We start from the raw sequence: 24,016 nt of genomic DNA, 5'->3' as shown, positions 1-24,016 counted from the left end.
GTTTTTTATTGGTACGGCGTAACCCCTTTCTTTAACAGTATATTGCCGTATTTCGCTGTCTCGCCTGTCACCACAATGGCGTACGCTTTCTGTGCCCGCGCATAAAACGCATAACGGTCAATACGCATAATCCCCTCCCCTTCCGCCTCACCAAAGAGTGCGTTGCGATAGCGTGCTTCTACCTGTATATCGAGCGTATCCCCGTCGACAGGGGCCATCATCACCAGCGGTGGCGCATAGCTGTCGAGTTCAAACAGCGGTATCACCGCGGCCAGCAAATCGCTGATGAGCAGGCCATCTGCGCGGATCGTCTTTGGCCCCAGGCTGTGCGCGGGAAAGTGAGCGTCTGCAAAAATAATCTCGTCACCATGGCCCATCTCTGCCAGCGTTTTCAGCAGCTCGGGTGAAATCAGTGGGGATATCGTTTTAAGCACGGCTTTGCTCCTCAGGATAGAAATAACGGTAACGATAGTGGACCCGATCGCGAGCAGCCTCAGCGCTGGCCGTTTCTCCGACGCCCCACCATCCGTACAAAGACGCCCCCAGCACGGTCGTATCTGCATCTTCAAGCACCTTCACCGGGATCCCAAGCGCATTGGACTTGAGCTGATTCCACAGCATATTGCGGCTACCTCCCCCCACCAGCAGGAGTTCACGCGCCTTAAATTGCGCGATCGCCTCCAGCGCCTGGAGTTTTTCTTGCAGATGCACCGTAAGTCCTTCCAGGGCTGCGCGGTAAAAATGGGCTGGCGTGGTGGTGAGCGTAACGCCCTGCCAGCCAGCGAGCGGAGAATCGAGCAACTGGGTATTCATCGTGACGCCATCCGCCCCGTACGGAATTGCCGCCGCCTGAGCCAGAATAGTGTCCCAGTTGACATCAGGCGACCAGAACAGCGCGCGGATCCACTCCAGTACGCCAGACGCCAGATATTGCATTCCCGGATTATAGAGCCCTGTCCGGCTATCCAGTTCGCAGGTCGCGCCCGGGTATTGCCCCAGTAAAGCGGTATCAACCTGCGATGTGCGCGCCATTAAAATCTCCCAGGTTCCCGAAGAGAGAACCGGCTCATTAATTCCCGCACCGGCGCCAAAAAGGGCAAACTGCGTATCGTGCCCGGCGGAGATCACCGGCACACCGCAAGGCAATCCGAGTCTGGATGCAGCGTCGGGCTGCAGTTCACCCATCATCTCTCCGGGGGAAACCAGCGGCGGGAAAAGGGAATGAGGCACGCCGATCTTGCTTAAGATCGTTTCGCTGAAGCACCGCTGATGCAGATCGAACATCTGACTGGTACCGGCCATCGTGAGATCGGTCGTCATTTTTCCGGTCAGGCGATGGTTGATTAGCGAGGAGATAAAAAGCCAGGCGTGAGCACGCTGTAACAGATTGGGATGGTTGTCCTGAAGCCAGCCTAGCTTATACAACGTGTTGAAACTAAACTGCCCAACGCCGGTGATCTGCTGTAGTTCAGCCGGGGAGCACAAACGGGCAACCGCTTCCATCACCGGCACGGTCCGTGGACATTTCCAGCTGATGATCGGGTAAAGCAGTTCTCCGCGCTCATCTACCAGCGCGCCATCCACGCCAAAGGTCGTCACACTCATTCCGCACAGTTGATGCTTGCTCAGCACTGCGCTGATTTTCTGACAACAGACGGCAAAACGTTGCATGATGGCGTCGAGCGACCACTGGTGCCAGGCCGGATTTTCAGCGGCACTTTCGCTTTCGTTCGCCACCGAGGCTCGCGCCACAATATTCCCTTCAGGATCCAGCGCAATGGCGCGCACGTTCGTCGCGCCACAATCGAGAACCAGAAAACATTTTTTCATTGCGGTCCCCACAGGCTGCCAGTCCGCCGGAGCAGGCTGGCAAACCGGCTTATTGTTTGTATAACGGTCCGTAATTTTCACAGGCGCGGTAATCCTGCCCTTCCGGATCCATACCGTGAGCGCCCCAGGCCGTCGGCCGATAAATCAGCGCCTCCGGTACGTTATGCATGCACACGGGAATGCGCAGCATGGACGCCAGGGTGATGAAATCAGCACCGACGTGCCCGACGGTTAATACTCCGTGGTTAGCGCCCCAGTTCGCCATCACTGAATAGACGTCGCTGAACGGGCCTTTACCGGTCAGACGTGGGGCAAACCAGGTGGTGGGCCAGGTTGAATCGGTGCGCTTATTCAGAATGTCATGTACTTGTTCCGGCAGCTCAACACTCCAGCCTTCCGCTATCTGTAATACCGGGCCCACCCCCTTGATGAGGTTTACGCGGGTCATGGTAAATGGCACGCCACCTCGGGTGAGGAAGTTTGATGAGAAACCGCCCCCGCGAAAGTATTCATGCACCGCCGGACACCAGTGGGTTGCGGCCAGGCACGCGTTGGCTTCCTGCTCAGTAATGTCCCAGTGTGGTTTCAGGGTCGGTTTCCCCTCGGCATCTTTCTGCTCCGCTGTACCGTCCAGTGCCGCCGAGCCGGAGTTGATCAGATGAATAATGCCCTGCTCAGCCCGTCCAGTGAGTTTCTGGCCGGTAACACGCTCAACCGACTCTGGCGACCAGTAGGTGCGCACGTCGGCAAAGATTTGCGCTGTACCGGTCATCAGATGTCCAAACAGCATTGCTACCCCGTTCAGGCTGTCATTTTCCGTCGCCACCACCAACGGCTGGCGAATACCGTTCCAGTCAAAGGAGCTGTTCAGCAGCGCCTCTGCGGTATCGCCATTTGGATACTGATCCGTCCAGTGGCGCTGTCCCTGGAACCCGGACGCGATGGCGTTATAGCCCAGAGATTCCTCCACGCGGCCCATCGCAGCGAGTTTTGGGTTACCCTGCATCATGTCGCGGATGCACATCGCCATCAGCAGACTCTCCCGCAGGATCGCGGCATTCTCCTGTTCATTGCGACGATACTGCTCCGCGTTTTTATCCTCGCCGAAACGGAAATGTGCTTGCGCCCAGTCCAGGGCCAGCTCAAGTTCTTGCTCGTCGTAAATCTTATGATCGATGCGGCGACGCAGTTCGGTCATATCCACCGCCTGCACCTTCATCCCCAGCCAGGATTCAAAGAAGTTGTGATCGACAATCGAGCCCGCGATCCCCATTGAGACCCCGCCCACCGACAGATAACTTTTCCCCTTCATGCTGGCGACCGCCAGGCCCGCCCGGGCGAAGCGCAACAATTTTTCCTCAACGTCTGCCGGGATGGTCTCGTCGCCCGCATCCTGTACATCGTGGCCGTAAATGGAAAACGCCGGGATCCCTTTCTGGTTATGCGCTGCCAGCGCCGCTGCGAGGTATACCGCCCCCGGACGCTCGGTGCCATTAAAGCCCCAGATCGCTTTCGGGCGCAGCGGATCCATATCAATGGTTTCACTCCCGTAACACCAGCAGGGGGTGACGGTGATCGTCAGACCAACGTGGCACGTGCTGAACTTCTCTTCGCAAGCGGCGGATTCCGCCATTCCGGCAATGCAGCTGTCGGCAATTACGCACTCTACGGGCGTACCGCAGGGGTGGCGTAATTTTTCACTGAGTAGCGCCGCCGTGGCTTTCGCCATGTTCATGGTCTGCTCTTCCAGAGACTCGCGTACGCCCATTCGGCGGCCATCAATAACAGGTCGAATGCCAATCCGGGGTAACGCTTTTATCGTTTTCATAGCCCTTCCTCACGTTGGTTAACCTATCCGTCTCAGGGGCATAGCCGTGAAAAAGCGCCCGGGCAGCACCGTGAACGGAAAGCGGTGAAATTTGCTAACTCGAATTAGCTTAGGGTTATCACTAAAAATGAGACAAGATAAATGTGCAGGATCTGTGAGCAGTTTCACGATGAGAGGTCAAAATTCGATCAGCGTCAGGTATTACGATTCAGCAAAATCTAAACATATCGTTTGAATTCAGTTAAATAACAAAATACCTTTGCACGACGTCACAATTTGAATACAAATGATTTGGCTAAATTATAACCCTAAAATAGCTTTTAAGGACGGAAGCTAAGTCGAGTTAGCTTATTAACTAAATCACTGTGGCTTGTGATTCATTGCCTTTCCAACACAGGAATTTTGCAATGTCAGAGACTCTTATTCAGATGACGCGCATTACCAAACGCTTTCCCGGCGTGCTGGCGCTGAATCAGGTTGATTTCGATTTACGCTGCGGCGAAGTTCATGCCCTCTTAGGTGAAAACGGTGCCGGCAAATCGACGCTGATGAAAATTTTATCCGGTGTTTACCAACCTGATGCCGGTGAAATTCGCTTTGAAGGGCAATCCGTATCATTCAGCGATCCGCTAAGTGCTCAGCATGCAGGTATTACGATTATCCATCAGGAATTTAATCTCTTCCCCGATTTAACCGTGGAAGAGAATATCTTTATTGGCCGTGAATTCTGCAAAAATAGTCGCTGGCAGTTAGATAAACGCGCCCAGCGACAGGCGGTTGAGAAAATACTGCACACGCTGAATTTAAAAATCGCCCCGGACGCCCGCGTCAGTGAATTAACCGTAGCCCAGCAGCAGATGGTGGAAATTGCCAAAGCGATTTCGGTCAATGCCAAAGTGCTAATCATGGATGAACCCACCGCCGCGCTGACCGAAAGTGAAATCGAGAGTTTGTTTGACGTCACGCGGATGCTCAAGGCTCAGGGCACGGGGATTGTCTACATCTCGCACCGTCTGGAAGAGCTGGCGCTGATCGCCGATCGCGCGACCGTCATGCGCGACGGACAATACATCGCCACCGTAGATTATGAAACGGTTCAGATCGGCGAGCTTATCGCCATGATGGTTGGCCGCAATCTCGATAACATCTACCCAAAACGCCCGCCGCATCAGCGCAGAGAAAAAGTGCTGGAGGTGAACGGCCTGACGCGTAATGGTGTACTTCATGACATCAACTTTACCCTCTGGCGCGGTGAGATCCTCGGTCTCGCTGGCTTAATGGGCGCAGGCCGAACTGAACTGGGCCGGGCCCTGTTTGGCGCCGATGCGATCGACGCTGGCACCCTGACGCTGAACGGCACCCCCACACGTATTAAAGACGTGGCTGACGCCATTGAGAAAGGCATCAGCTATTTAACAGAAGACCGCAAAAAAGAGGGACTCGCCCTCGGCCTTTCTGTTGAGATGAACATTATGCTCGGCAATTACCCGGACTACGCTGGCGCCGCGGGTAATGTTGATGAAAAACGCTGCCGGGAGTCCAGCCAGAAACTGGTAGATACGCTGCGAATAAAAACGCCACATCTGGAACAGGCGGCACTGAATTTAAGCGGCGGTAATCAACAGAAGATTATTATTGCCCGCTGGGTCTGCAAAGACACCGATATTTTAATTTTTGATGAGCCAACCCGGGGAATTGACGTTGGCGCCAAGCTGGAAATCTACGAATTAATGAATCGCCTTGTCGCTAAAGGTAAATCGATCATCATGATTTCATCCGAACTGCCGGAAGTATTAGGAATGTGCGACCGCATACTCGTGATGCGCAGCGGCCGCATTGCCGGCGAAATAGCGGCTGAGCACGCCACCCAGGAAAAAATCATGCAATACGCCACGCTGGAGGATTAATCATGTCCGTTACCGTTCCATCGCCGCAAAGCGGAAGTCATACGATGAAAATAAATAAAGCGCTCCTGATGCGTCTGGCGCCTCTTTTTAGCCTGGTATTGCTGGTTCTGTTTTTCAGCTTCAGCTCTCCGTTCTTCTTTAATACTGAAAATATCATGACTATCGCCCTGCAAACGGCGGTGATTGGCATCATGGCCATTGGCGTGACCTTTGTGATTATTACCGCCGGGATCGACCTGTCGCTTGGATCGGTGGTGGCGTTCTCAGGGGTTGCGGTGGGCATCGCCGCCGGGTTTGGTATGCCGTTGCCGGTCTGTATTCTGGCAGGCGTGCTCGCAGGCGGACTTTGCGGCTATGTGAACGCGTTTCTGGTCACCAAAATGACCATACCACCGTTTATTGCCACCCTCGGCTTAATGATGTCGGTACGCGGCATCAATATGGTGATGACCGATGGCCGCGCGATTTATTTTTCTGACTACCCGCAGTTCAAGCTGCTAGCACAGGGTCGCCTGTTCGACGTTCTGCCTTATCCGGTGTTCTACCTGGTCATCGTGGCACTGATCGCCATGTGGATCCTGAAGAAAACGGTGATGGGCCGCTATATCTACGCTGTCGGCAGCAATGAAACGGCGGCACACCTTTCCGGGATCAAAGTCCAGCGAGTGAAAATTTTCGTTTACGCCTTCTGCGGCCTGTTAACCGGCGTGGCCGGGGTGATCCTCGCCTCTCGTCTCAACTCAGGCCAGCCAACCGTGGGCGTGGGTTATGAGCTGGAAGCCATTGCGGCGGTAGTGATCGGCGGTACCAGTCTGATGGGCGGCGTGGGCACGATTGGCGGCACCATCATAGGCGCGTTCATTATGAGCGTGCTGAAAAACGGCCTCAATCTCATGGGCGTGTCCCAGTTCTGGCAGATGGTGGCGATGGGCGTGGTCGTCGTTGCCGCCGTCTACCTGGACACGTTACGTAAAAGAATGCGTTAGGTTCTCGATACAACAAGCCCTGCCAACCCTACAACGGAGCAAAATAATGAAAACCAGCCATATCCTGAGCGCCCTGTCGCTCGTTGCCATCCTGTCCAGCAGCGCGCTGGCAAAAGATTTAAACCTGCCGGTGGTCAGTAAAGGTTACCAGCACGAATTCTGGCAGACGGTCAAAATGGGAACGGAAGCTGCCGCAAAAGAGTTGGGTGACAAAACCAGCTACGTTGGCCCTGCCGATGAAACGCAAATCGCCGAACAGATCCAGTTAGTCGAAAACACCATGGCACAAAAGCCAAACGGCCTGTTGCTGGCCGCACTTGATGCAAACGCCCTTGCCCCGCTGGTCGAAACCGCCAACAGCCGGGGGATCAAAGTGGTGACCTTCGACTCGGGCGTGAACTCGGATATCCCGGCCAGCTTTGTCGCCACCAATAACCGTAAGGCGGGCGCACAGGCTGCGGATGCGCTGGCGGAGCAGGTAGGCCAGAAGGGGAAAGTGGGTATTATCGCCCACGTAGCCGGGACGACGTCCGCCATTGAGCGCTCTGAAGGGTTCAGCGAGCGGATGAAAGAGAAGTACCCGAATATTCAGGTACTGCCGGTGCAATACAGCGATGGCGACCCGCAAAAAGCGATGGATAAAACCATTGATATGGTTCAGGCCAACCCGGATATCGCCGGTATTTATGCCACCAACGAAGGCTCAACCCTGGGCGTTGCGAACGCTATCGACAGCCAGAATCTGAAGGGCAAAGTAAAAGTCATCGGTTTTGACAGCACCGAAGCCATCATTAACTTCCTTAAAAACGGTGTGATTCAGGGCTTCGTGGTGCAGGACGCCTATCAGATTGGTTATCAGGGCATAAAAGCGCTGAACGCGGTGATTTCCGGACAGACGGTGGCCAAAGAAATTGATATTCCAGTGAAATATGTCAATGCGCAGAATATCAACACGCCTGAAATTGATAAACTGCTGCATCCGTTTGGTAAAAAATAAGGAAGTTCATGATGAGTGACGGCTATTTCCTCGGGGTAGATGTAGGTTCAGCCAGCGTTCGTGCAGGGCTTTACTCTGCGCAAGGCGAGCGTTTGAGCTTCGCGACCCGTCCGATTTCGCAGTTTCACGCCAGCAATGCGCGCGTGGAACAATCCTCTGTGGAAATCTGGCAGCAGGTTTGTGCGGTGGTGCGGGAAGCCGTCGACTCCTCTGGGATTTCACCTGACGCCATTCGTTCGATTGGCTTCGACGCCACGTGCTCGCTGGTCGCGCTGGATGCTGACGGTAACGGCCTGAGCGTCTCCCCGGACAGTCCGGCATCGCAGGACATCATTATGTGGATGGATCATCGTGCTCACGAAGAAACCGTTCACATCAATGCCACACGCGATCCGGCCTTGTGCTACGTGGGCGGCGAGGTGAGTATTGAAATGGAACTGCCAAAACTGCTGTGGTTGCAGCGGCATCATCCTGAAACATGGAATCAGGCCTGGCGCTTTTTCGACCTTGCCGATTTTCTGGTCTGGAAAGCGACGGGCCAGGACGCCGCCAGCCTGTGCACCCTCACCTGCAAATGGAACTACCTTGCGCATGAGGCGCAGTTCAGCGAATCGCTGCTCAGGGAGGTGGGGCTGGAGACCTTACTGACAAAAATTCCCGATACTATTCTGGACGTCGCTGAATGCGTCGGGAAACTCAGCCCACAGGCAGCGCAAGCTCTGGGGTTGCCCGAAGAGGTGATTGTGGCAAGCGGCATGATCGATGCCCACGCGGGTGGCGTGGCGCTGACGGGCTCACACCCGGAAGGCACGCTGGCGCTCATCAGCGGAACCTCGAACTGCCATATGCTTGCCAGTCAGACGGAGATCCATACGCCCGGCGTCTGGGGACCTTACTGGAGCGCCATGCTGCCGGGCTACTGGCTGACGGAAGGCGGGCAAAGTGCTGCCGGGGCGCTGGTCGACTGGACGTTGCGCGAGCACGGAGTCAGCGCAGAGCTGTTTGCAAAAGCAGAAGCGGCGCAATGCCATCCGGTGGCATTACTCAACGACTGGGTAGCCGCGCTTGAACAGGAAGAAAAATATCCCACCCGCAACCTGCACATTCTGGCCGATCACCACGGCAACCGCTCGCCGCGTTCGCGTCCTGATGCCCGGGGCAGCGTTGTCGGTCTGACATTAGAGACCGGTGAGCGCGCGCTGGCGAGGCTCTATCTGGCCACGCTACAGGCCATTGCCTACGGCACACGACACATTATGGATACTCTGAAACATCATGGGCACACCTTGTCGCGCATTGTCATTTGTGGTGGGGCTACTCATAACCGGCTCTGGCTGCGGGAGTATGCCGATGCCACAGGCTGCGATATTCACCTTTTAGCCGAAGAAGATGCGGTCACTCTCGGCGCGGCCATTTGCGGCGCTGTGGCGAGCGGTGCATGGGCAACGCTTACCGACGCCACCCGGGAAATGGTCAAAGCCGGCGATATCATCACCTGTCGGCCGGAAACCGCGGCCTTCCACCGGCAAAAATATGAGGCGTACCTGATGCTGTGGACCCAGCAACAGGCGCTTAATCTCCTGATGCAGCAGGAAATGTAATGGCAGGATGCGTATGCTTTATCAGCAGTTTTTACGTACGTTAAGGATTGAGGCGTAGCGATGGCCAAAACAGTTGAACAGATAGCGAAGGATCTGAATTTATCCGTCACCACCGTGCGGCTGGTACTGAGCGGGAAAGCCGAACAGTATCGGATCAGTGTGAAAACACAGTCCCGAATTAATGAACACGTCGAGCGCTTCGGCTATACCCTCAACCATTCGGCGCGCAGTCTGAAGTTAAACAAAACCGAGACGCTGGGGCTCATCGTGCCCAACATCTCAAACGTGTTCTTTGCAACGCTCGCCGAGAAACTCGAACTGCGCTGTCGCCGTTCGGGTTACCAACTGATGATCAGCTGTACTTACAACGATGTGGATTACGAAAACAAGCTGGTAAAAGCTCTGATGGCGCGCAACGTGGACGGCTTATTTATCGTTCCCTCAACGCTGGAAAATCAGCAGCATCATTTGCGGCAGATCCAAAAGCCACTGGTGCTCCTCGACCGGGATTTTGGCTTTACTGACAACGCGCTGGTAGAGAGTCATAACGAGGCTGGGGGGGATGAACTGGCCCGCAATATGCTGGAAGAGTGCAAAACGCCGCTCTGGTTCCTTGTGGGCGATACCGCACTGCCCAGCATTACGGACCGTCTGAACGGCTATTTGCAGGCCCTGAAAACAGCCGGTATACACCATCGCGAGTGGGTCATCGAAGGGCCGGACAATACGCCGGAGGGGGGATATGCCCTGATGGATTCGCTTATCGACAGCCAGGGTGTTCCGCAGGCGTTTATCGCCTCATCGTTACCCGTCCTGGAAGGGGCAATCGAAGCCCTGCGGACGCGTACCGGTACCGTGCCTCAACACATCAATATTGGCACCTTCGATGAGCACCCCATGCTGGGGTTCCTGCCTAACAGCGTCTGGTCCATGCAGCAGGATGAAGATACCTGGGCGGAAAAAGCGTTTGAACTGATGCAGCGAGCCATCGACGGCGAAGCGGTCAACGAGACGGCGAAAGTCGATATGAAGCTGGTCAAACGTTCCCGCCAGTAAAAATAAAACTGTACCCGGAGAATAAAAAATGGAACGAGCCCGATTAGCCAGAGACATTATCGACACCTGCCTTGAGATGACCCGCATGGGATTAAATCAGGGCACCGCCGGGAATATCAGCGTTCGCTATCGCGACGGTATGCTGATTACGCCGACCGGAATTCCCTACGAGCATCTGACCGAAGAGAGTATCGTCTATGTCGATGCACAGGGGCGACACGAAGAGGATAAACTGCCCTCCAGCGAATGGCGTTTTCATCAGGTTGTGTATCAGACCCGCCCGGATGCTAACGCCGTCGTCCATAACCATGCGGTTAACTGTACCGCCGTCTCGATACTCAACCGCCCCATTCCTGCTATTCACTATATGATTGCCGCCGCCGGGGGAAACTCCATTCCCTGCGCGCCTTACGCGACCTTCGGGACGCGCGCGCTGTCAGAGCATGTCGCGGTCGCGTTACGCGATCGCAAAGCGACGCTATTACAGCACCACGGTCTGATCACCTGCGAAGAAAATCTTGAGAAGGCACTGTGGCTGGCGCAGGAGGTAGAGGTGCTGGCAAAACTCTACCTGGCCACGCTGGCGATCGTGGATCCCGTTCCGGTACTCAGTGACGATGAAATTGCCATTGTTCTTGAGAAATTTAAAAGCTACGGGTTGCGCGTCGAGGCGTAATTTTTTATCCGGGGGTGCTTTTATCACACCCTCGTAATATCTCTTAAACAAACACCTATTTACCGCACTTATCACCCCGCCTAAACTATGGCCTGCTTTTTGGTAGAGGTGGTAATGAACGATTATAAAATGACGCCAGGTGAACTGCGTGCGACCTGGGGTTTAGGGACTGTTTTCTCGCTGCGGATGCTTGGCATGTTTATGGTCCTGCCCGTTCTGACCACATATGGCATGGCGTTACAGGGTGCCAGCGAAGCGCTGATTGGTCTGGCGATCGGTATCTACGGCCTGGCGCAGGCGATATTCCAGATCCCCTTTGGCCTGCTCTCCGACCGCGTGGGTCGCAAACCGCTGATTGTCGGCGGGCTGCTGGTGTTTGTACTTGGCAGCATCATCGCCGCCCTCTCCCACTCCATCTGGGGAATTATTCTTGGCCGCGCCCTGCAAGGTTCCGGGGCGATTGCCGCCGCCGTGATGGCGCTGCTGTCAGATTTAACCCGCGAGCAAAACCGCACCAAAGCCATGGCGTTTATTGGCGTCAGCTTCGGCGTTACGTTTGCCATTGCCATGGTGCTGGGGCCGATTATTACCCATTCACTCGGCCTGCACGCCCTGTTCTGGATGATAGCCGTGCTGGCAACCATCGGGATCGCACTCACGCTGTGGGTTGTGCCGGACAGTAAAAACCATGTCCTGAACCGTGAATCCGGGATGGTCAAAGGCTGCTTCAGCAAAGTCATCGTAGAGCCGCGCCTGCTTAAGCTGAACTTCGGCATTATGTGCCTGCACATTCTGCTGATGTCCACCTTTGTCGCCCTGCCCGGTCAACTTGCCGCAGCAGGTTTCCCGGCGGCAGAGCACTGGAAAATTTATCTGGTCACAATGCTGATCTCGTTTGTCTCCGTTGTGCCCTTCATTATTTACGCCGAAGTGAAGCGCAAAATGAAACGCGTCTTCGTGGGCTGCGTGGCGTTACTGTTGATTGCCGAGATTGTGCTGTGGGGCGCTGGCCCACATTTCTGGGAGCTGATCGCAGGCGTACAGCTGTTCTTCCTGGCGTTTAATCTGATGGAAGCCCTGCTGCCGTCGCTTATCAGCAAAGAGTCTCCGGCAGGATACAAAGGCACCGCGATGGGCATTTACTCCACCAGCCAGTTTCTCGGCGTGGCGATCGGCGGGTCCCTCGGCGGCTGGGTGGACGGTCTTTTTGATTCTCAGACCGTGTTCCTCGCCGGTGCGCTGCTGGCGATGCTCTGGCTGTTTGTTGCCAGCACCATGAAAGAGCCGCGCTATGTGAGTAGCCTGCGGGTAGAAATTCCCGATGACGTGGCAATCGGTGACGCGTTACAACAGCGTCTGGAAGCGACAGAGGGCGTGAGCGAAGTGCTGATTGTCCCGGAAGAGCGCAGTGCGTATGTCAAAATTGACAGCAAAGTGACTAACCGCTTTGAGGTAGAGCAGGCGCTGAAGGCGTGAAAAAATGCCCGGTTTAGCCGGGCATAATTGTCTTAATCGCGGAAGTTTTTAAACTGGAATGGCTGACCGAGATCGCCGCCACGCACCAGCGCCATCACGGATTGCAGGTCATCACGGGATTTTCCGGTCACGCGGATCTCTTCCCCCTGGATCTGCGCCTGCACTTTCAGCTTACTGTCTTTGATAAGCTTAACGATTTTTTTCTGTACCGCGCTTTCAATCCCCTGCTTCAGCTTCGCTTCCACAAACCAGGTTTTTCCGCTGTGAACAAAATCTTCCGGTACATCAAGTGAGGTCCCTTCAATGCCGCGCTTGAGCAGCTTGGCGCGCAGGATATCCAGCAGTTGGTTGACCTGGAAATCAGACTCACTCAGGACTTTGATTGTCTTGTTCGCGTCGTTCAGTTCAATGGTCGCCTCAACGCCACGAAAATCGAAACGTGACTCCACTTCACGAATAGCATTATCTACGCCGTTACGCGCTTCCTGCAGATCAACTTCAGAAACAATATCGAAAGATGGCATCTTTTCTTCTCCCTTCATTTTTGTTGCGTTGCATAATACCTGCAACGAGGCATAACGAGAAGCTTAGCTGATGGCGCTATACTTAGCGTCTTAGCACCTGGCGCAGTTGCAGGTGAGGAGGAACAATGAAAGTAACAGTGCTTGGATGCGGCGCCCTTGGTCAACTCTGGCTCAGCGCGCTATGCAAACAGGGACACGACGTTCAGGGCTGGCTGCGAATTCCCCAACCCTATTGCAGTGTGAATGTGATGGGTACAGACGGTTCAATTTTTAACGAGTCTTTGACGGCAAACGATCCGGAATTTCTCGCGAGCAGCGATCTGCTGCTGGTCACGCTGAAGGCCTGGCAGGTCTCCGATGCGGTGAAAAGCCTGGCCGCCCAATTACCTGAAAGCACGCCAGTCCTGCTGATTCACAACGGTATGGGTACCATTGAAGAGCTAAAGTCTGTCCGGCAACCGCTGCTGATGGGAACAACCACCCACGCGGCACGCCGCGACGGTAACGTCATTATTCATGTTGCCAGTGGCATCACCCATATCGGCCCGGCGCGTGAACAGCCCGGCGATTACAGCTATCTTGCGGATACCCTGCAAAGCACGCTGCCTGACGTCGCCTGGCACAATAACATTCGCGCAGAACTGTGGCGCAAACTGGCGGTCAACTGCGCGATCAATCCGCTGACTGCCCTGCTGGATTGCCCTAACGGTGATCTGCGCCAGCATCCCGATCGGTTAGCGCTGATTTGCCGGGAAGTTGCCGCCGTCATTGAACGCGAAGGCTACCACACCTCAGAAACCGATTTACGTTATTATGTCGACCAGGTCATTGAGAGTACGGCAGAAAATATCTCCTCAATGCTGCAGGATATCCGGGCTATGCGGCATACCGAAATTGATTACATTACCGGTTATCTGTTAAAACGCGCCCGGGCACACGGCATTACCGTTGCGGAAAACAGCCGTCTGTTTGAGTTAGTTAAACGAAAGGAGAGTGAGTATGAGCGCATCGGCACTGGTATGCCTCGCCCCTGGTAGCGAAGAGACAGAAGCGGTCACCACCATTGATTTGATGGTACGTGGTGGTATTAAGGTTACCACCGCCAGCGTCGCCAGCGACGGAAGTCTGGCGATTACCTGCTCGCGTGGGGTCAAGATCCTGGCAGATGCACCGCTTGTACAGGTGGCGGACGGTGATTACGACATTATCGTGCTGCCGGGCGGTCTGAAGGGCGCGGAGTGTTTCCGCGACAGCCCGCTGCTGGTTGAAACCGTTCGTCAGTTTCATCTTTCCGGGCGTATCGTCGCGGCAATCTGTGCGGCCGCAGGTACGGTACTGGTTCCGCACAACATTTTCCCCATCGGCAATATGACCGGCTTCCCAGGCCTGAAGGATACGATTCCGGAAGACCAGTGGGTGGATAAACGCGTGGTCTGGGATCCGCGCGTTAACCTGCTCACCAGCCAGGGGCCGGGTACCGCCATTGATTTTGGCCTGAAGATTATTGACCTGCTGGTCGGGCGCGAAAAAGCGTACGAAGTGGCGTCATCGCTGGTGATGGCGGCAGGGATTTATAACTACTACGAGTAAAAAAAGCCGGGTGGCGGCTACGCCTTACCCGGCCTACAAGTGTACGGTACCGTAGGCCCGGTAAGCGAAGCGCCACCGGGCAATAGGCTACGGGCGATACACCTTCACGTTCGCGAAGCCCTGCTCGCGCAGGTACAGCGCCTGTAAACGGCTCATGACCCCACGTTCGCACCACAGCAGATACGTTTTGCTCTGGTCGAGATCGCCAAACTGGGTGCTCAGTTTGTAGAACGGCAGGGAAACCACCTCGACGCCTTCCACCTGCAACGGCTTGTCATCCTGCTCATCAACAGAACGAATATCCAGAATCGTATCGTTAGCACCGAAGCCGCTGACCGTCTCCACCTCAACCACGTCCTGCTCGGTCTGCTGGGCGATTTCACGGATATCGATGTTGGACGCTTCCGCCACCACTTTTTCCAGGATGCTGAAATCGAAGTTCTCTTCTTCCGCTTCGATCTTCGCCTTCACCGCTTTAATGGTTGGACTTTTTGAGATCACGCCGCAATATTCCGGCATGGTGCGGGCAAAATCTTCAGTACCGATTTTACGCGCCAGATCGATGATGTGCTCTTTATCGTGAGAGATCAGCGGACGCAGGATCAGCGTATCAGACACGTTGTCGATAAGACGCAGGTTGGTCAGCGTCTGGCTGGAGACCTGCCCCAGTGCTTCACCGGTGACCAGCGCCTGCACGCCGTAGCGCTCAGCCACTTTGGACGCCGCACGCACCATCATACGTTTCAGGACCACGCCCATCTGGCCGTCATCCACTTTCTCAAGAATTTCGCCGACCACCGGCTCAAAGTTGATCGCCACGAAACGCACGCGGTGAGAGCTGCCGAAGCGGTTCCACAGGTAATGCGCCACCTGACGTACGCCGATTTCGTGCGCCGCGCCGCCCAGATTAAAGAAGCAGTAGTGCACGCGGCAGCCGCGACGCATCAGCATATAGCTGGAAACGCCGGAGTCGAACCCGCCGGAGATCAGCGACAGCACATCTTCTTGCGTGCCGATCGGGAAGCCGCCAATACCTTCATAACGGCCCTTAACCAGCAGCAGGCGATCGTTTTCGATCTCAAGATTAACGGTAACGTCCGGATTAGTCAGGCGCACGCGCGCCGTCTCAACGTGCTGGTTCAGACCGCCGCCGACATAGCGCTCAACGTCAATGGAGCTAAACTCATGCTTACCACGGCGCTTCACGCGTACGCAGAACGTTTTCCCTTCGATCTGATCGCGGTACTGTACCAGCGCCTTTTCGAAGATATCGTGCATATCGGTGAAGGGAACGTCTTCCACTTCCAGAATATGGTGAATACCCGGGATACGGGTCAGCGCGTCGCGAATATCAAGACGTTTGTTTTCGTCTTTCGCGCGGACTTCAACGTGGTCCCAGTGACGCACCACGGCGAGCGTTTCGTCGTAGTGTTTTAATACGTTACGAATGTTCCCGGTGAGAATTTTAATAAAGCGCAAACGCACGGATTGGCTTTTGATGGTGATTTCAGGGAACAATTTAATGATAAACTTCATGGCGGCAATGTTTCTTAGGCAAGCTTATAAAGGCTTGTAGTGGAAAATGATACAGCAGCCCACACCCGTGGCTGCATCCAGGCGCGCAAGTATACCACCATCGCGCCACTCGCGTTATTTGATAATTGCCCCGAGTCCGTTACCATGTCAGGGCGAAAAATTTAAGAGTCAATTCACTATGCCGAAGAAAAACGACGCACCGGCCAGTTTCGAAACTGCGCTGAGTGAACTGGAGCAGATCGTTACCCGTCTTGAGAGCGGCGATCTTCCGCTGGAAGACGCGCTCAACGAATTTGAACGCGGCGTGCAGCTCGCGCGCCAGGGGCAGGTAAAACTCCAGCAGGCCGAGCAGCGTGTGCAGATCCTGCTTTCCGACAGCGAAGACGCTAAAACCACGCCATTCACACCGGACGCCGAGTAAATGGATTTCTCCAACGCGCTTCAGGCGCGCGTCATCCGCGCCAACGACGCGCTGCGCCGTTTCATTGAGCCGCAGCCTTTTCAGAACACTCCTCTGGTTGAAGCCATGCACTATGGCGCACTCTTGGGGGGTAAACGCCTGCGTCCGTTCCTGGTGTATGCCACAGGCAATATGTTCGGTATCAGCGATAACACGCTGGACGCCCCGGCAGCCGCCGTGGAGTGTATCCACGCCTATTCGCTGATCCATGATGATTTGCCGGCCATGGACGACGACGATCTGCGTCGCGGTCAGCCGACCTGCCACATTAAGTTCGGCGAAGCGAATGCCATTCTGGCGGGTGATGCGCTGCAAACCCTGGCGTTCTCTATTCTGAGCGATGCGCCAATGGTTGAAGTGAGCGATCGCGATCGTCTGGCAATGGTGTCCGAACTGGCAATGGCCAGCGGCGTCGCCGGGATGTGCGGCGGCCAGGCGCTGGATTTAGAGGCTGAAGGTCGTCAGGTGACTCTGGAACAGCTGGAACGCATCCACCGTCACAAAACGGGCGCCCTGATTCGGGCAGCCGTTCGTCTGGGCGCGCTGAGCGCGGGTGAACGCGGGCGTAAAGCCCTGCCGATTCTGGACAGATACGCAGAAAGTATCGGTCTGGCATTCCAGGTTCAGGATGACATTCTGGATGTGGTGGGCGATACTGCAACATTGGGAAAACGTCAGGGTGCGGATCAGCAGCTTGGCAAAAGTACCTACCCCGCCCTGTTGGGCCTTGAGCATGCCCAACGTAAAGCCCGGGATCTGATAGACGATGCCCGCCGGTCACTGAATGAGCTGGCCGCGCAATCGCTGGATACCTCGGCACTGGAAGCGCTAGCGGACTACATAATCCAGCGTAATAAATAAACTATATATCTCGATGAGCCTTTGATGAGTTTTGATATTGCCAAATACCCGACACTGGCGTTAGTTGACTCCACTCAGGAGTTACGTCTGTTGCCGAAAGAGAGTCTGCCGAAGCTGTGTGACGAGCTGCGTCGCTACCTGCTCGACAGCGTTAGCCGCTCCAGCGGCCACTTCGCCTCCGGACTTGGCACGGTTGAGCTGACCGTGGCGTTGCATTACGTCTATAACACGCCGTTCGATCAGCTGATCTGGGATGTTGGCCACCAGGCCTATCCGCACAAAATTCTGACCGGACGTCGCGATAAGATTGGCACCATTCGCCAGAAAGGCGGCCTGCATCCGTTCCCGTGGCGCGGCGAGAGCGAGTTTGACGTGTTAAGCGTCGGCCACTCTTCCACCTCCATTTCTGCGGGCATTGGTATTGCCGTTGCCGCCGAAAAAGAGAATAAGCAACGCCGTACCGTCTGCGTGATTGGTGACGGGGCGATCACCGCCGGGATGGCTTTTGAGGCCATGAACCACGCGGGCGATATCAAACCGGACATGCTGGTGATCCTCAACGATAACGAAATGTCGATCTCCGAGAACGTCGGCGCGCTGAATAACCATCTGGCGCAGCTGCTGTCCGGTAAGCTTTACTCCTCACTGCGCGAAGGCGGGAAAAAAGTCTTCTCCGGCGTACCGCCGATCAAAGAGCTGCTTAAGCGTACCGAAGAACATATCAAAGGCATGGTCGTGCCGGGTACGCTGTTTGAAGAGCTGGGCTTTAACTATATTGGCCCGGTGGACGGCCACGATGTGTTAGGTCTGGTGACGACGCTTAAAAACATGCGCGACCTGAAAGGCCCGCAGTTCCTGCATATCATGACTAAAAAAGGGCGTGGTTACGAACCGGCGGAAAAAGATCCGATCACCTTCCACGCGGTGCCCAAGTTCGACCATACCAGCGGTTGTCTGCCGAAAAGCAGCGGCGGAATGCCGAGCTACTCAAAAATCTTTGGCGACTGGCTGTGCGAAACGGCGGCGAAAGACAACACGCTGATGGCGGTGACGCCTGCCATGCGTGAAGGCTCCGGCATGGTGGAATTTTCCAAAAAATACCCGGACCAGTATTTCGACGTCGCCATTGCCGAGCAGCACGCGGTGACCTTCGCAGCGGGCCTGGCGATTGGCGGCTACAAGCCGGTGGTAGCGATTTACTCTACCTTCCTGCAACGCGCCTACGATCAAGTGATCCATGACGTTGCCATCCAGAAGCTGCCGGTGCTGTTTGCTATCGACCGTGCGGGCATCGTGGGGGCTGACGGCCAGACGCACCAGGGCGCATTTGACCTCTCCTTCCTGCGCTGCATCCCGGACATGGTGATCATGACGCCAAGCGACGAAAACGAGTGTCGTCAGATGCTGTATACCGGTTACCACTATCAGGACGGTCCCTGTGCGGTACGTTATCCACGCGGCAATGCCCTTGGCGTTGAATTACGGCCGCTGGAAAAACTGGACATCGGTAAAGGTCTGGTGAAACGTCGCGGTGAAAAAGTGGCGATCCTGAACTTTGGTACGCTGATGCCGGAAGCGGCAAAAGTCGCTGAAACCCTGAATGCGACGCTCGTCGATATGCGATTTGTGAAGCCGCTCGATGAATCTCTGATTCTGAGCATGGCGGAAAGCCATGAGGTGCTGGTCACGCTGGAAGAGAACGCCATCATGGGTGGCGCGGGTAGCGGCGTGAACGAAGTGCTGATGGCGAACCGTAAAGTCGTTCCGGTGCTTAATCTCGGCCTGCCGGACCACTTCATCCCGCAAGGCACTCAGGACGAGGCGCGCGCCGACATTGGCCTGGACGCCGTCGGTATCGAAGCTAAAATCCGCACCTGGCTGGCCTGATCCCTCCCCTTTTCTGCTCCTGCTATGCTTAAACGTATTGTTTAAACAGCAGGAGCGGAACCATGCAATACACGACATTAGGAAAAACAGACCTCAAGGTGTCCCGGCTTTGCCTGGGCTGCATGACGTTTGGCGAGCCTGACCGGGGAAATCACGCCTGGACGCTGCCGGAAGAGAGCAGCCGCCCTATCATTAAGCGCGCCATTGACGGCGGCATCAACTTCTTCGATACCGCCAACAGCTACTCCGATGGCAGCAGCGAAGAGATTGTGGGCCGCGCCCTGCGAGATTTTGCCCGTCGGGATGAGATTGTGGTCGCCACCAAGGTGTATTACCCGTCAGGCGATCTGGCGGAAGGCCTTTCTCGCGCACAGATCCTGCGCTCCATTGATGACAGCCTCAGACGCCTGAACATGGATTACGTCGACCTGCTGCAAATTCACCGCTGGGATTACAACACGCCGATCGAAGAGACGCTTGAAGCGTTGAACGACGTCGTGAAAGCCGGTAAAGCGCGCTACATCGGCGCATCGTCCATGCATGCCTCACAGTTTGCTCAGGCGCTCGATCTCCAGGCGCAGAACGGCTGGGCGCGCTTTGTCACTATGCAGGATCACTACAACCTGATCTACCGGGAAGAAGAACGCGAGATGCTGCCGCTCTGCTACCAGGAAGGCGTGGCGGTGATCCCGTGGAGCCCGCTGGCGCGCGGAAGGTTAACCCGTCCGTGGGGTGAAACTACCGCCCGGCTGGTATCGGATGAAGTAGGTAAAAATCTGTATGACGATACAGAAGCCATCGATGCGTTAATTGCCGAACGATTAGCCGGGCTCGCCGACGATATCGGTGCAACGCGCGCGCAGGTAGCGCTGGCGTGGCTGCTGAGCAAGCGCGGTGTCGCCGCGCCGATTGTGGGCACATCGCGGGAAGAACAGCTGGACGAGTTGTTGAGTGCGGTGGACTTATCGTTGACGCCGGAGCAGATTGCCGAGCTGGAGACGCCGTATCAGCAACATCCGGTGGTAGGGTTTAAATAAACAATTCAGGGAACAAAATCCGTAGGCCGGGTAAGCGCAGCGCCACCCGGCAATACAGAGCGCACAAAATTACGCGAAGTGATCGTACCCTTTCCAGTCAAGCGTAACCGGGGCGCCGTCGCGGACAAACAGCAGCCCTTCACTTTCCGGCATCACCTGCCCGATGCAGGTAAATTTCGCCCCCAGATGCGCTAACGCCACATCCAGCGTCCCGCGATTCAGCTCGGGAACGGTAAAGCACAGCTCATAATCTTCTCCACCGGATAGTGCCCAGCGCAGCGCCTGTTCAGGCTCGGCATGGCGACGCAACGGCTCTGACAGTGGGAACAGATCCAGATCGATCCGTGCGCCCACGCCACTGGCCTTCAGGATATGGCCGAGATCGGAGATCAGCCCGTCAGAGAGATCGATAGCAGAACTGGCCCGCTCGCGCAGCGCCTGACCGTGCAAAATACGCGGTGTGGGCCGCAGGTGGCGCTTCACCAGGTACGCCGCATCGTCAGCATCTTCAACTGCTAAACGGTTCTGAAGGATCGCCAGCCCGGCCGCGCTATCCCCCGGCGTACCGGTCACGTAGATCCAGTCGCCCGGTTTTGCGCCCGAACGCTTCAGCGCGCGCCCCGCTGGCACATAGCCGTGGATTGCCAGGGTCATCGACAGCGGCCCGGCGGTGGTATCACCGCCAATCAGCTGCATATCGTAATAATTCAGCTGTTCAAACAGGGCATCGCTGAAGGCTTCAAGCCAGGCTTCATCCACCTCCGGCAGGGTCAGAGCCAGCGTCAGCCAGGCCGGGTCGGCGCCCATTGCCGCCAGATCGCTAACGTTTACCGCCAGCGCCTTATACGCCAGGTCGGCAGGATCGATATCGGGCAGGAAGTGACGCCCACATACTAAGGTGTCGGTGCTGATTGCCAGCGTCTGTTTTTCGGGAATATTGAGAAGTGCGCAGTCATCGCCAATGCCGGTTTCAACATCAAGACGAGAGGTTCTGACACGGTCGAAATAACGGGCAATCAGGGAGAATTCGCCGCATGCCATACGTTATGCCTCAGCAAATAAAAGAAAAAACCGGAGCCGCACTGCCAAAAGGCAATGCAAGACTCCGGTTTGCGGATCACTTTTTGTGGGGACGGATCGCAGGTGCGGCTTTATCCAGCACGCCGTTTACAAACTTGTGGCTGTCTTCAGCGCCGAAGGTTTTTGCCAGTTCGATCGCTTCGTTGATGGCCACTTTGTACGGCACATCATCACGTTTAGACAGCTCAAACAGCGCGATACGCAACACTGCTTTTTCGACCTGGCCCAGCTCTTCGAGCAGACGGGACAGGTATGGCTTCATCAGACCATCGAGATACGCGCTATTAGTCGCCACTCCCGACAGCAGTTCACGGAAGTACAGAACGTCAACGTCTTTCACGTCCTGTTCTGACAGGAACTGGTATTCAACATCAGCGATGTCGTTCTGGGACAACTGCCAGGAGTAAAGTGCCTGGACGGCACATTCACGGGCGCGGCGACGAGCAGCAGGTTTCACGGAATTCCCCTTACAAAAAAATCAGGCCTTGATGGCTTTCAATACATTGATCATTTCAAGCGCGGTCAGTGCAGCTTCTGCACCTTTGTTACCGGCTTTAGTGCCAGCACGTTCGATGGCTTGTTCAATACTTTCGGTGGTCAGCACGCCGAACGCGACAGGAATTTCAGCATCCTGTGCAACGTGCGCCAGACCATTGCTTGCACCGCCCGCAACGTATTCGAAGTGCGCAGTGCCGCCACGAATAACAGTACCCAGTGCAATCACCGCGTCGTATTTACCGGTTTTCGCCAGCGCGCCCGCTGCCAGTGGCAGTTCGTAAGCACCTGGTACCCAAACGACGGTAATGTTGTCATCTTTAACCTGGCCGATACGTTTCAGGGCGTCAACCGCACCTTCCAGCAGGCTGTCGTTGATGAAGTTGTTGAAACGCGCAATGGTGATGGCGACGCGAGCGTCCGGGGTAGCTACAGCAGCTTCAATAATGTTCATACTCTTCCTTTACGGGTTCATTTGGCCCCGCAGGGGGGCGGATTTTATCATAATACTTTGCGCACTGCTTCCCTATTTCAGGAGCAATTACGCTGTCGTTAAATGGAGGCAGACATCCGGGCCTACCGGACGAATCTCGCTGAATGAGAGTTGCGGCGCATCGGCCAATTTTTCAAGGCCGGGCAGCACAAACAGGCCGCGCGCGTCGTTACCTAACAGTTTAGGCGCAACGTAGACCAGAAGCTCATCCACCAGCCCTGCCTGGAGCAGCGCGCCGGCGAGCGTCGGACCGGCTTCAACCCAGATGCTGTTGACCTGCTGTTTACCCAGCAGCATCATCAGCACCACCAGATCGAGATGCCCGTTGTGTTCCGGCACCATAATACTGCGCACGCCTTGCGGCCATTCGCGCGTATCTTCTTTGGTGCGGGCAATCCAGGTTTCCCCCGGCTGCTGCACGATGCGGTGTTCCGGCGTCACGCGGTTCTGGCTATCAATAATAATGCGCAGCGGCTGACGCAGGTTCTCCTGCGGATAGAGCGCCTGGATATCGGCATTCAGCTCATCCCAGCGCACGGTCAGGACCGGATCGTCAGCCAGCACCGTTTCACTGCTGGTGAGAATAGCATGGCTTTGCGCACGCAGACGTTGCACATCGCGCCTTGCCTGTGGCGAGGTGATCCACTGGCTCTCGCCGTTCGCCATCGCCGTGCGGCCATCCAGTGACGCGCCAAGCTTAAGCTGGATAAACGGGAAACCGGTGCGCATACGCTTCAGGAAGCCTTTGTTGATGGCTTCGGCATCCTGCATCATCAGGCCGTGACTGACGTCGATCCCTTCCTGTTGCAGACGATACAGCCCGCGGCCCGCCACCTGCGGGTTAGGATCCTGCATGGCGGCGACAACACGCGAGACTCCCGCCGCAATCAGTGCTTCGCAGCACGGAGGCGTGCGCCCGTGATGACTGCATGGCTCCAGCGTTACGTAGGCCGTCGCGCCACGCGCCCTCTCCCCCGCCATGCGCAGGGCATGCACTTCAGCGTGCGGCTCGCCTGCGCGGTAGTGAAAACCTTCACCCACGATCTCGCCATCTTTAACAATGACGCACCCGACATTAGGGTTAGGGTGAGTGGTAAACCGACCGCGCTGTGCCAGCTTCATGGCTCTCGCCATGTACATCTCGTCCTGCATAGGCTTAATCCTGTAAGCGGGCGATCTCTTCGCCAAACTCTTTAATGTCTTCGAAGCTGCGGTAAACGGAGGCGAAGCGAATATAGGCGACTTTATCGAGCTTTTTCAGCTGTTCCATCACCAGGTTACCGATCATTTTGCTCGGCACTTCGCGCTCACCTAGCCCCCGCAGATAAGATTTAATATGATTTAACGCCATTTCGACGTCATCGGAGCTGACGGGCCGTTTTTCCAGCGCCTTGAGCATCCCGCTACGCAGTTTTTCTTCATTGAACGGTTCGCGCACATCGTTACTTTTTACCACGCGCGGCATTACCAGCTCTGCCACCTCGAAGGTGGTAAAACGCTCGTTGCACACCAGACACTGCCGACGACGACGCACGGAAGACCCTTCGCCTACAAGACGTGAGTCGATGACTTTGGTATCCACAGCGGAGCAAAATGGGCAATGCATACGATGTCCCTGTTATCTGGTTAACTGATTTCTATTTTACCCTGAACTGGCCCGACAACAAAGGAAGAGCTTTTTGAGACAAAGGATCTA

Annotated in this window: 23 protein-coding genes; 13 read left to right on the top strand and 10 right to left on the bottom strand. The window is 55.7% G+C overall.

Annotated elements, in window-relative coordinates:
• Positions 1-5 precede the first annotated feature (5 nt).
• From fucU to fucI, 3 genes are read right to left on the bottom strand one after another with little or no spacing between them, the layout of a single operon-like run.
• Positions 6-434 (bottom strand): L-fucose mutarotase, encoded by a 429-nt coding sequence (fucU, locus tag INF86_RS04395; RefSeq protein ID WP_023299449.1) that lies wholly within the window; start codon positions 432-434, stop codon positions 6-8.
• Positions 427-1,830 (bottom strand): L-fuculokinase, encoded by a 1,404-nt coding sequence (gene fucK, locus INF86_RS04390; RefSeq protein ID WP_038415503.1) that lies wholly within the window; start codon positions 1,828-1,830, stop codon positions 427-429. Before fucK ends, fucU begins: the two co-directional genes overlap by 8 nt.
• A gap of 49 nt (positions 1,831-1,879) precedes the next feature.
• Positions 1,880-3,658, bottom strand: a complete 1,779-nt coding sequence (gene fucI, locus INF86_RS04385) for an L-fucose isomerase (protein WP_069596293.1) — start codon at positions 3,656-3,658, stop codon at positions 1,880-1,882.
• 407 nt (positions 3,659-4,065) lie between these two features.
• Here fucI and INF86_RS04380 point away from each other — a divergent pair, with 407 nt between their 5' ends.
• The 7 genes from INF86_RS04380 to INF86_RS04350 all read left to right on the top strand — a co-directional run bounded on the left by INF86_RS04380 (position 4,066) and on the right by INF86_RS04350 (position 12,357).
• Entirely contained in the window at positions 4,066-5,565 is a 1,500-nt protein-coding gene (locus INF86_RS04380) for a sugar ABC transporter ATP-binding protein (protein ID WP_022647238.1), read from the top strand.
• Between the two features lie 2 nt (positions 5,566-5,567).
• Entirely contained in the window at positions 5,568-6,551 is a 984-nt protein-coding gene (locus INF86_RS04375) for an ABC transporter permease (RefSeq protein ID WP_022647237.1), read from the top strand.
• A gap of 46 nt (positions 6,552-6,597) precedes the next feature.
• Complete coding sequence (locus INF86_RS04370) at positions 6,598-7,548, top strand: ABC transporter substrate-binding protein (protein WP_000858088.1); 951 nt, start codon at positions 6,598-6,600, stop codon at positions 7,546-7,548.
• Positions 7,549-7,559: 11 nt separating this feature from the next.
• Positions 7,560-9,149, top strand: a complete 1,590-nt coding sequence (locus INF86_RS04365; protein ID WP_045622320.1) for an FGGY-family carbohydrate kinase — start codon at positions 7,560-7,562, stop codon at positions 9,147-9,149.
• Between the two features lie 60 nt (positions 9,150-9,209).
• Positions 9,210-10,205: a LacI family DNA-binding transcriptional regulator gene (locus INF86_RS04360; protein WP_023299444.1), complete on the top strand. Its 996-nt coding sequence runs from the start codon at positions 9,210-9,212 to the stop codon at positions 10,203-10,205.
• A gap of 28 nt (positions 10,206-10,233) precedes the next feature.
• The gene (gene fucA / locus INF86_RS04355) at positions 10,234-10,881 is read left to right on the top strand and encodes an L-fuculose-phosphate aldolase (protein WP_017383181.1); all 648 of its coding nucleotides are present in this window, start codon (positions 10,234-10,236) and stop codon (positions 10,879-10,881) included.
• Between the two features lie 114 nt (positions 10,882-10,995).
• Positions 10,996-12,357, top strand: a complete 1,362-nt coding sequence (locus INF86_RS04350; protein ID WP_032624756.1) for an MFS transporter — start codon at positions 10,996-10,998, stop codon at positions 12,355-12,357.
• A 32-nt stretch (positions 12,358-12,389) separates the two neighbouring features.
• Here INF86_RS04350 and INF86_RS04345 read toward each other — a convergent pair whose 3' ends face one another.
• A complete protein-coding gene (locus INF86_RS04345; protein ID WP_022647233.1) occupies positions 12,390-12,881 on the bottom strand; it encodes a YajQ family cyclic di-GMP-binding protein in 492 nt (163 codons plus the stop codon).
• Between the two features lie 125 nt (positions 12,882-13,006).
• Between INF86_RS04345 and panE the strand changes: the two genes are divergently transcribed.
• Positions 13,007-13,918 (top strand): 2-dehydropantoate 2-reductase, encoded by a 912-nt coding sequence (gene panE, locus INF86_RS04340; RefSeq protein WP_022647232.1) that lies wholly within the window; start codon positions 13,007-13,009, stop codon positions 13,916-13,918.
• The gene (gene yajL, locus INF86_RS04335; protein WP_023305575.1) at positions 13,881-14,471 is read left to right on the top strand and encodes a protein deglycase YajL; all 591 of its coding nucleotides are present in this window, start codon (positions 13,881-13,883) and stop codon (positions 14,469-14,471) included. Before panE ends, yajL begins: the two co-directional genes overlap by 38 nt.
• An 87-nt stretch (positions 14,472-14,558) precedes the next feature.
• Here the strand turns inward: yajL and thiI are convergent, their stop codons facing one another.
• Positions 14,559-16,007 carry a tRNA uracil 4-sulfurtransferase ThiI gene (thiI, locus tag INF86_RS04330; RefSeq protein ID WP_022647230.1) on the bottom strand — a complete coding sequence of 483 codons (1,449 nt, stop codon included), beginning with the start codon at positions 16,005-16,007 and terminating at the stop codon, positions 14,559-14,561.
• Positions 16,008-16,185: 178 nt separating this feature from the next.
• On the opposite strand from thiI, the gene xseB reads away from it, so the two are divergent.
• The 4 genes from xseB to INF86_RS04310 all read left to right on the top strand — a co-directional run bounded on the left by xseB (position 16,186) and on the right by INF86_RS04310 (position 20,252).
• Positions 16,186-16,428 carry an exodeoxyribonuclease VII small subunit gene (gene xseB / locus INF86_RS04325; protein WP_003859094.1) on the top strand — a complete coding sequence of 81 codons (243 nt, stop codon included), beginning with the start codon at positions 16,186-16,188 and terminating at the stop codon, positions 16,426-16,428.
• On the top strand, positions 16,429-17,328 hold the full coding sequence (ispA, locus tag INF86_RS04320; RefSeq protein WP_022647229.1) for a (2E,6E)-farnesyl diphosphate synthase: 900 nt from the start codon (positions 16,429-16,431) through the stop codon (positions 17,326-17,328).
• A gap of 24 nt (positions 17,329-17,352) precedes the next feature.
• Positions 17,353-19,215, top strand: a complete 1,863-nt coding sequence (dxs, locus tag INF86_RS04315) for a 1-deoxy-D-xylulose-5-phosphate synthase (RefSeq protein ID WP_022647228.1) — start codon at positions 17,353-17,355, stop codon at positions 19,213-19,215.
• A gap of 62 nt (positions 19,216-19,277) precedes the next feature.
• Positions 19,278-20,252 (top strand): aldo/keto reductase, encoded by a 975-nt coding sequence (locus INF86_RS04310; RefSeq protein ID WP_193543261.1) that lies wholly within the window; start codon positions 19,278-19,280, stop codon positions 20,250-20,252.
• 69 nt (positions 20,253-20,321) lie between these two features.
• Here the strand turns inward: INF86_RS04310 and thiL are convergent, their stop codons facing one another.
• The 5 genes from thiL to nrdR all read right to left on the bottom strand — a co-directional run bounded on the left by thiL (position 20,322) and on the right by nrdR (position 23,926).
• Positions 20,322-21,293 carry a thiamine-phosphate kinase gene (gene thiL / locus INF86_RS04305; protein WP_048966732.1) on the bottom strand — a complete coding sequence of 324 codons (972 nt, stop codon included), beginning with the start codon at positions 21,291-21,293 and terminating at the stop codon, positions 20,322-20,324.
• A gap of 76 nt (positions 21,294-21,369) precedes the next feature.
• Positions 21,370-21,789: a transcription antitermination factor NusB gene (nusB, locus tag INF86_RS04300; RefSeq protein WP_006809908.1), complete on the bottom strand. Its 420-nt coding sequence runs from the start codon at positions 21,787-21,789 to the stop codon at positions 21,370-21,372.
• 21 nt (positions 21,790-21,810) lie between these two features.
• Positions 21,811-22,281 carry a 6,7-dimethyl-8-ribityllumazine synthase gene (gene ribE, locus INF86_RS04295; RefSeq protein ID WP_003859098.1) on the bottom strand — a complete coding sequence of 157 codons (471 nt, stop codon included), beginning with the start codon at positions 22,279-22,281 and terminating at the stop codon, positions 21,811-21,813.
• An 87-nt stretch (positions 22,282-22,368) separates the two neighbouring features.
• Positions 22,369-23,472, bottom strand: a complete 1,104-nt coding sequence (gene ribD, locus INF86_RS04290; protein WP_063152347.1) for a bifunctional diaminohydroxyphosphoribosylaminopyrimidine deaminase/5-amino-6-(5-phosphoribosylamino)uracil reductase RibD — start codon at positions 23,470-23,472, stop codon at positions 22,369-22,371.
• A gap of 4 nt (positions 23,473-23,476) precedes the next feature.
• Positions 23,477-23,926 (bottom strand): transcriptional regulator NrdR, encoded by a 450-nt coding sequence (nrdR, locus tag INF86_RS04285; RefSeq protein ID WP_003859099.1) that lies wholly within the window; start codon positions 23,924-23,926, stop codon positions 23,477-23,479.
• Positions 23,927-24,016 lie beyond the last annotated feature (90 nt).

Origin of the sequence: Enterobacter cloacae complex sp. I1M, from assembly GCF_014982425.1 — a bacterium.
GTDB lineage: Bacteria > Pseudomonadota > Gammaproteobacteria > Enterobacterales > Enterobacteriaceae > Enterobacter > Enterobacter intestinihominis.
The sequence above is the reverse complement of the archived record's forward strand: the minus strand, read 5'-3'. Positions and strand labels throughout refer to the sequence as shown.

Coding starts and splice junctions, on each gene's coding strand:
- fucK (WP_038415503.1), bottom strand. CDS start 1,830: ATGAAAAAATGTTTTCTGGTTCTCGATTGTGGCGCGACGAACGTGCGC.
- fucI (WP_069596293.1), bottom strand. CDS start 3,658: ATGAAAACGATAAAAGCGTTACCCCGGATTGGCATTCGACCTGTTATT.
- INF86_RS04380 (WP_022647238.1), top strand. CDS start 4,066: ATGTCAGAGACTCTTATTCAGATGACGCGCATTACCAAACGCTTTCCC.
- INF86_RS04375 (WP_022647237.1), top strand. CDS start 5,568: ATGTCCGTTACCGTTCCATCGCCGCAAAGCGGAAGTCATACGATGAAA.
- INF86_RS04370 (WP_000858088.1), top strand. CDS start 6,598: ATGAAAACCAGCCATATCCTGAGCGCCCTGTCGCTCGTTGCCATCCTG.
- INF86_RS04365 (WP_045622320.1), top strand. CDS start 7,560: ATGAGTGACGGCTATTTCCTCGGGGTAGATGTAGGTTCAGCCAGCGTT.
- INF86_RS04360 (WP_023299444.1), top strand. CDS start 9,210: ATGGCCAAAACAGTTGAACAGATAGCGAAGGATCTGAATTTATCCGTC.
- fucA (WP_017383181.1), top strand. CDS start 10,234: ATGGAACGAGCCCGATTAGCCAGAGACATTATCGACACCTGCCTTGAG.
- INF86_RS04350 (WP_032624756.1), top strand. CDS start 10,996: ATGAACGATTATAAAATGACGCCAGGTGAACTGCGTGCGACCTGGGGT.
- INF86_RS04345 (WP_022647233.1), bottom strand. CDS start 12,881: ATGCCATCTTTCGATATTGTTTCTGAAGTTGATCTGCAGGAAGCGCGT.
- panE (WP_022647232.1), top strand. CDS start 13,007: ATGAAAGTAACAGTGCTTGGATGCGGCGCCCTTGGTCAACTCTGGCTC.
- yajL (WP_023305575.1), top strand. CDS start 13,881: ATGAGCGCATCGGCACTGGTATGCCTCGCCCCTGGTAGCGAAGAGACA.
- thiI (WP_022647230.1), bottom strand. CDS start 16,007: ATGAAGTTTATCATTAAATTGTTCCCTGAAATCACCATCAAAAGCCAA.
- xseB (WP_003859094.1), top strand. CDS start 16,186: ATGCCGAAGAAAAACGACGCACCGGCCAGTTTCGAAACTGCGCTGAGT.
- ispA (WP_022647229.1), top strand. CDS start 16,429: ATGGATTTCTCCAACGCGCTTCAGGCGCGCGTCATCCGCGCCAACGAC.
- dxs (WP_022647228.1), top strand. CDS start 17,353: ATGAGTTTTGATATTGCCAAATACCCGACACTGGCGTTAGTTGACTCC.
- INF86_RS04310 (WP_193543261.1), top strand. CDS start 19,278: ATGCAATACACGACATTAGGAAAAACAGACCTCAAGGTGTCCCGGCTT.
- thiL (WP_048966732.1), bottom strand. CDS start 21,293: ATGGCATGCGGCGAATTCTCCCTGATTGCCCGTTATTTCGACCGTGTC.
- ribE (WP_003859098.1), bottom strand. CDS start 22,281: ATGAACATTATTGAAGCTGCTGTAGCTACCCCGGACGCTCGCGTCGCC.
- ribD (WP_063152347.1), bottom strand. CDS start 23,472: ATGCAGGACGAGATGTACATGGCGAGAGCCATGAAGCTGGCACAGCGC.
- nrdR (WP_003859099.1), bottom strand. CDS start 23,926: ATGCATTGCCCATTTTGCTCCGCTGTGGATACCAAAGTCATCGACTCA.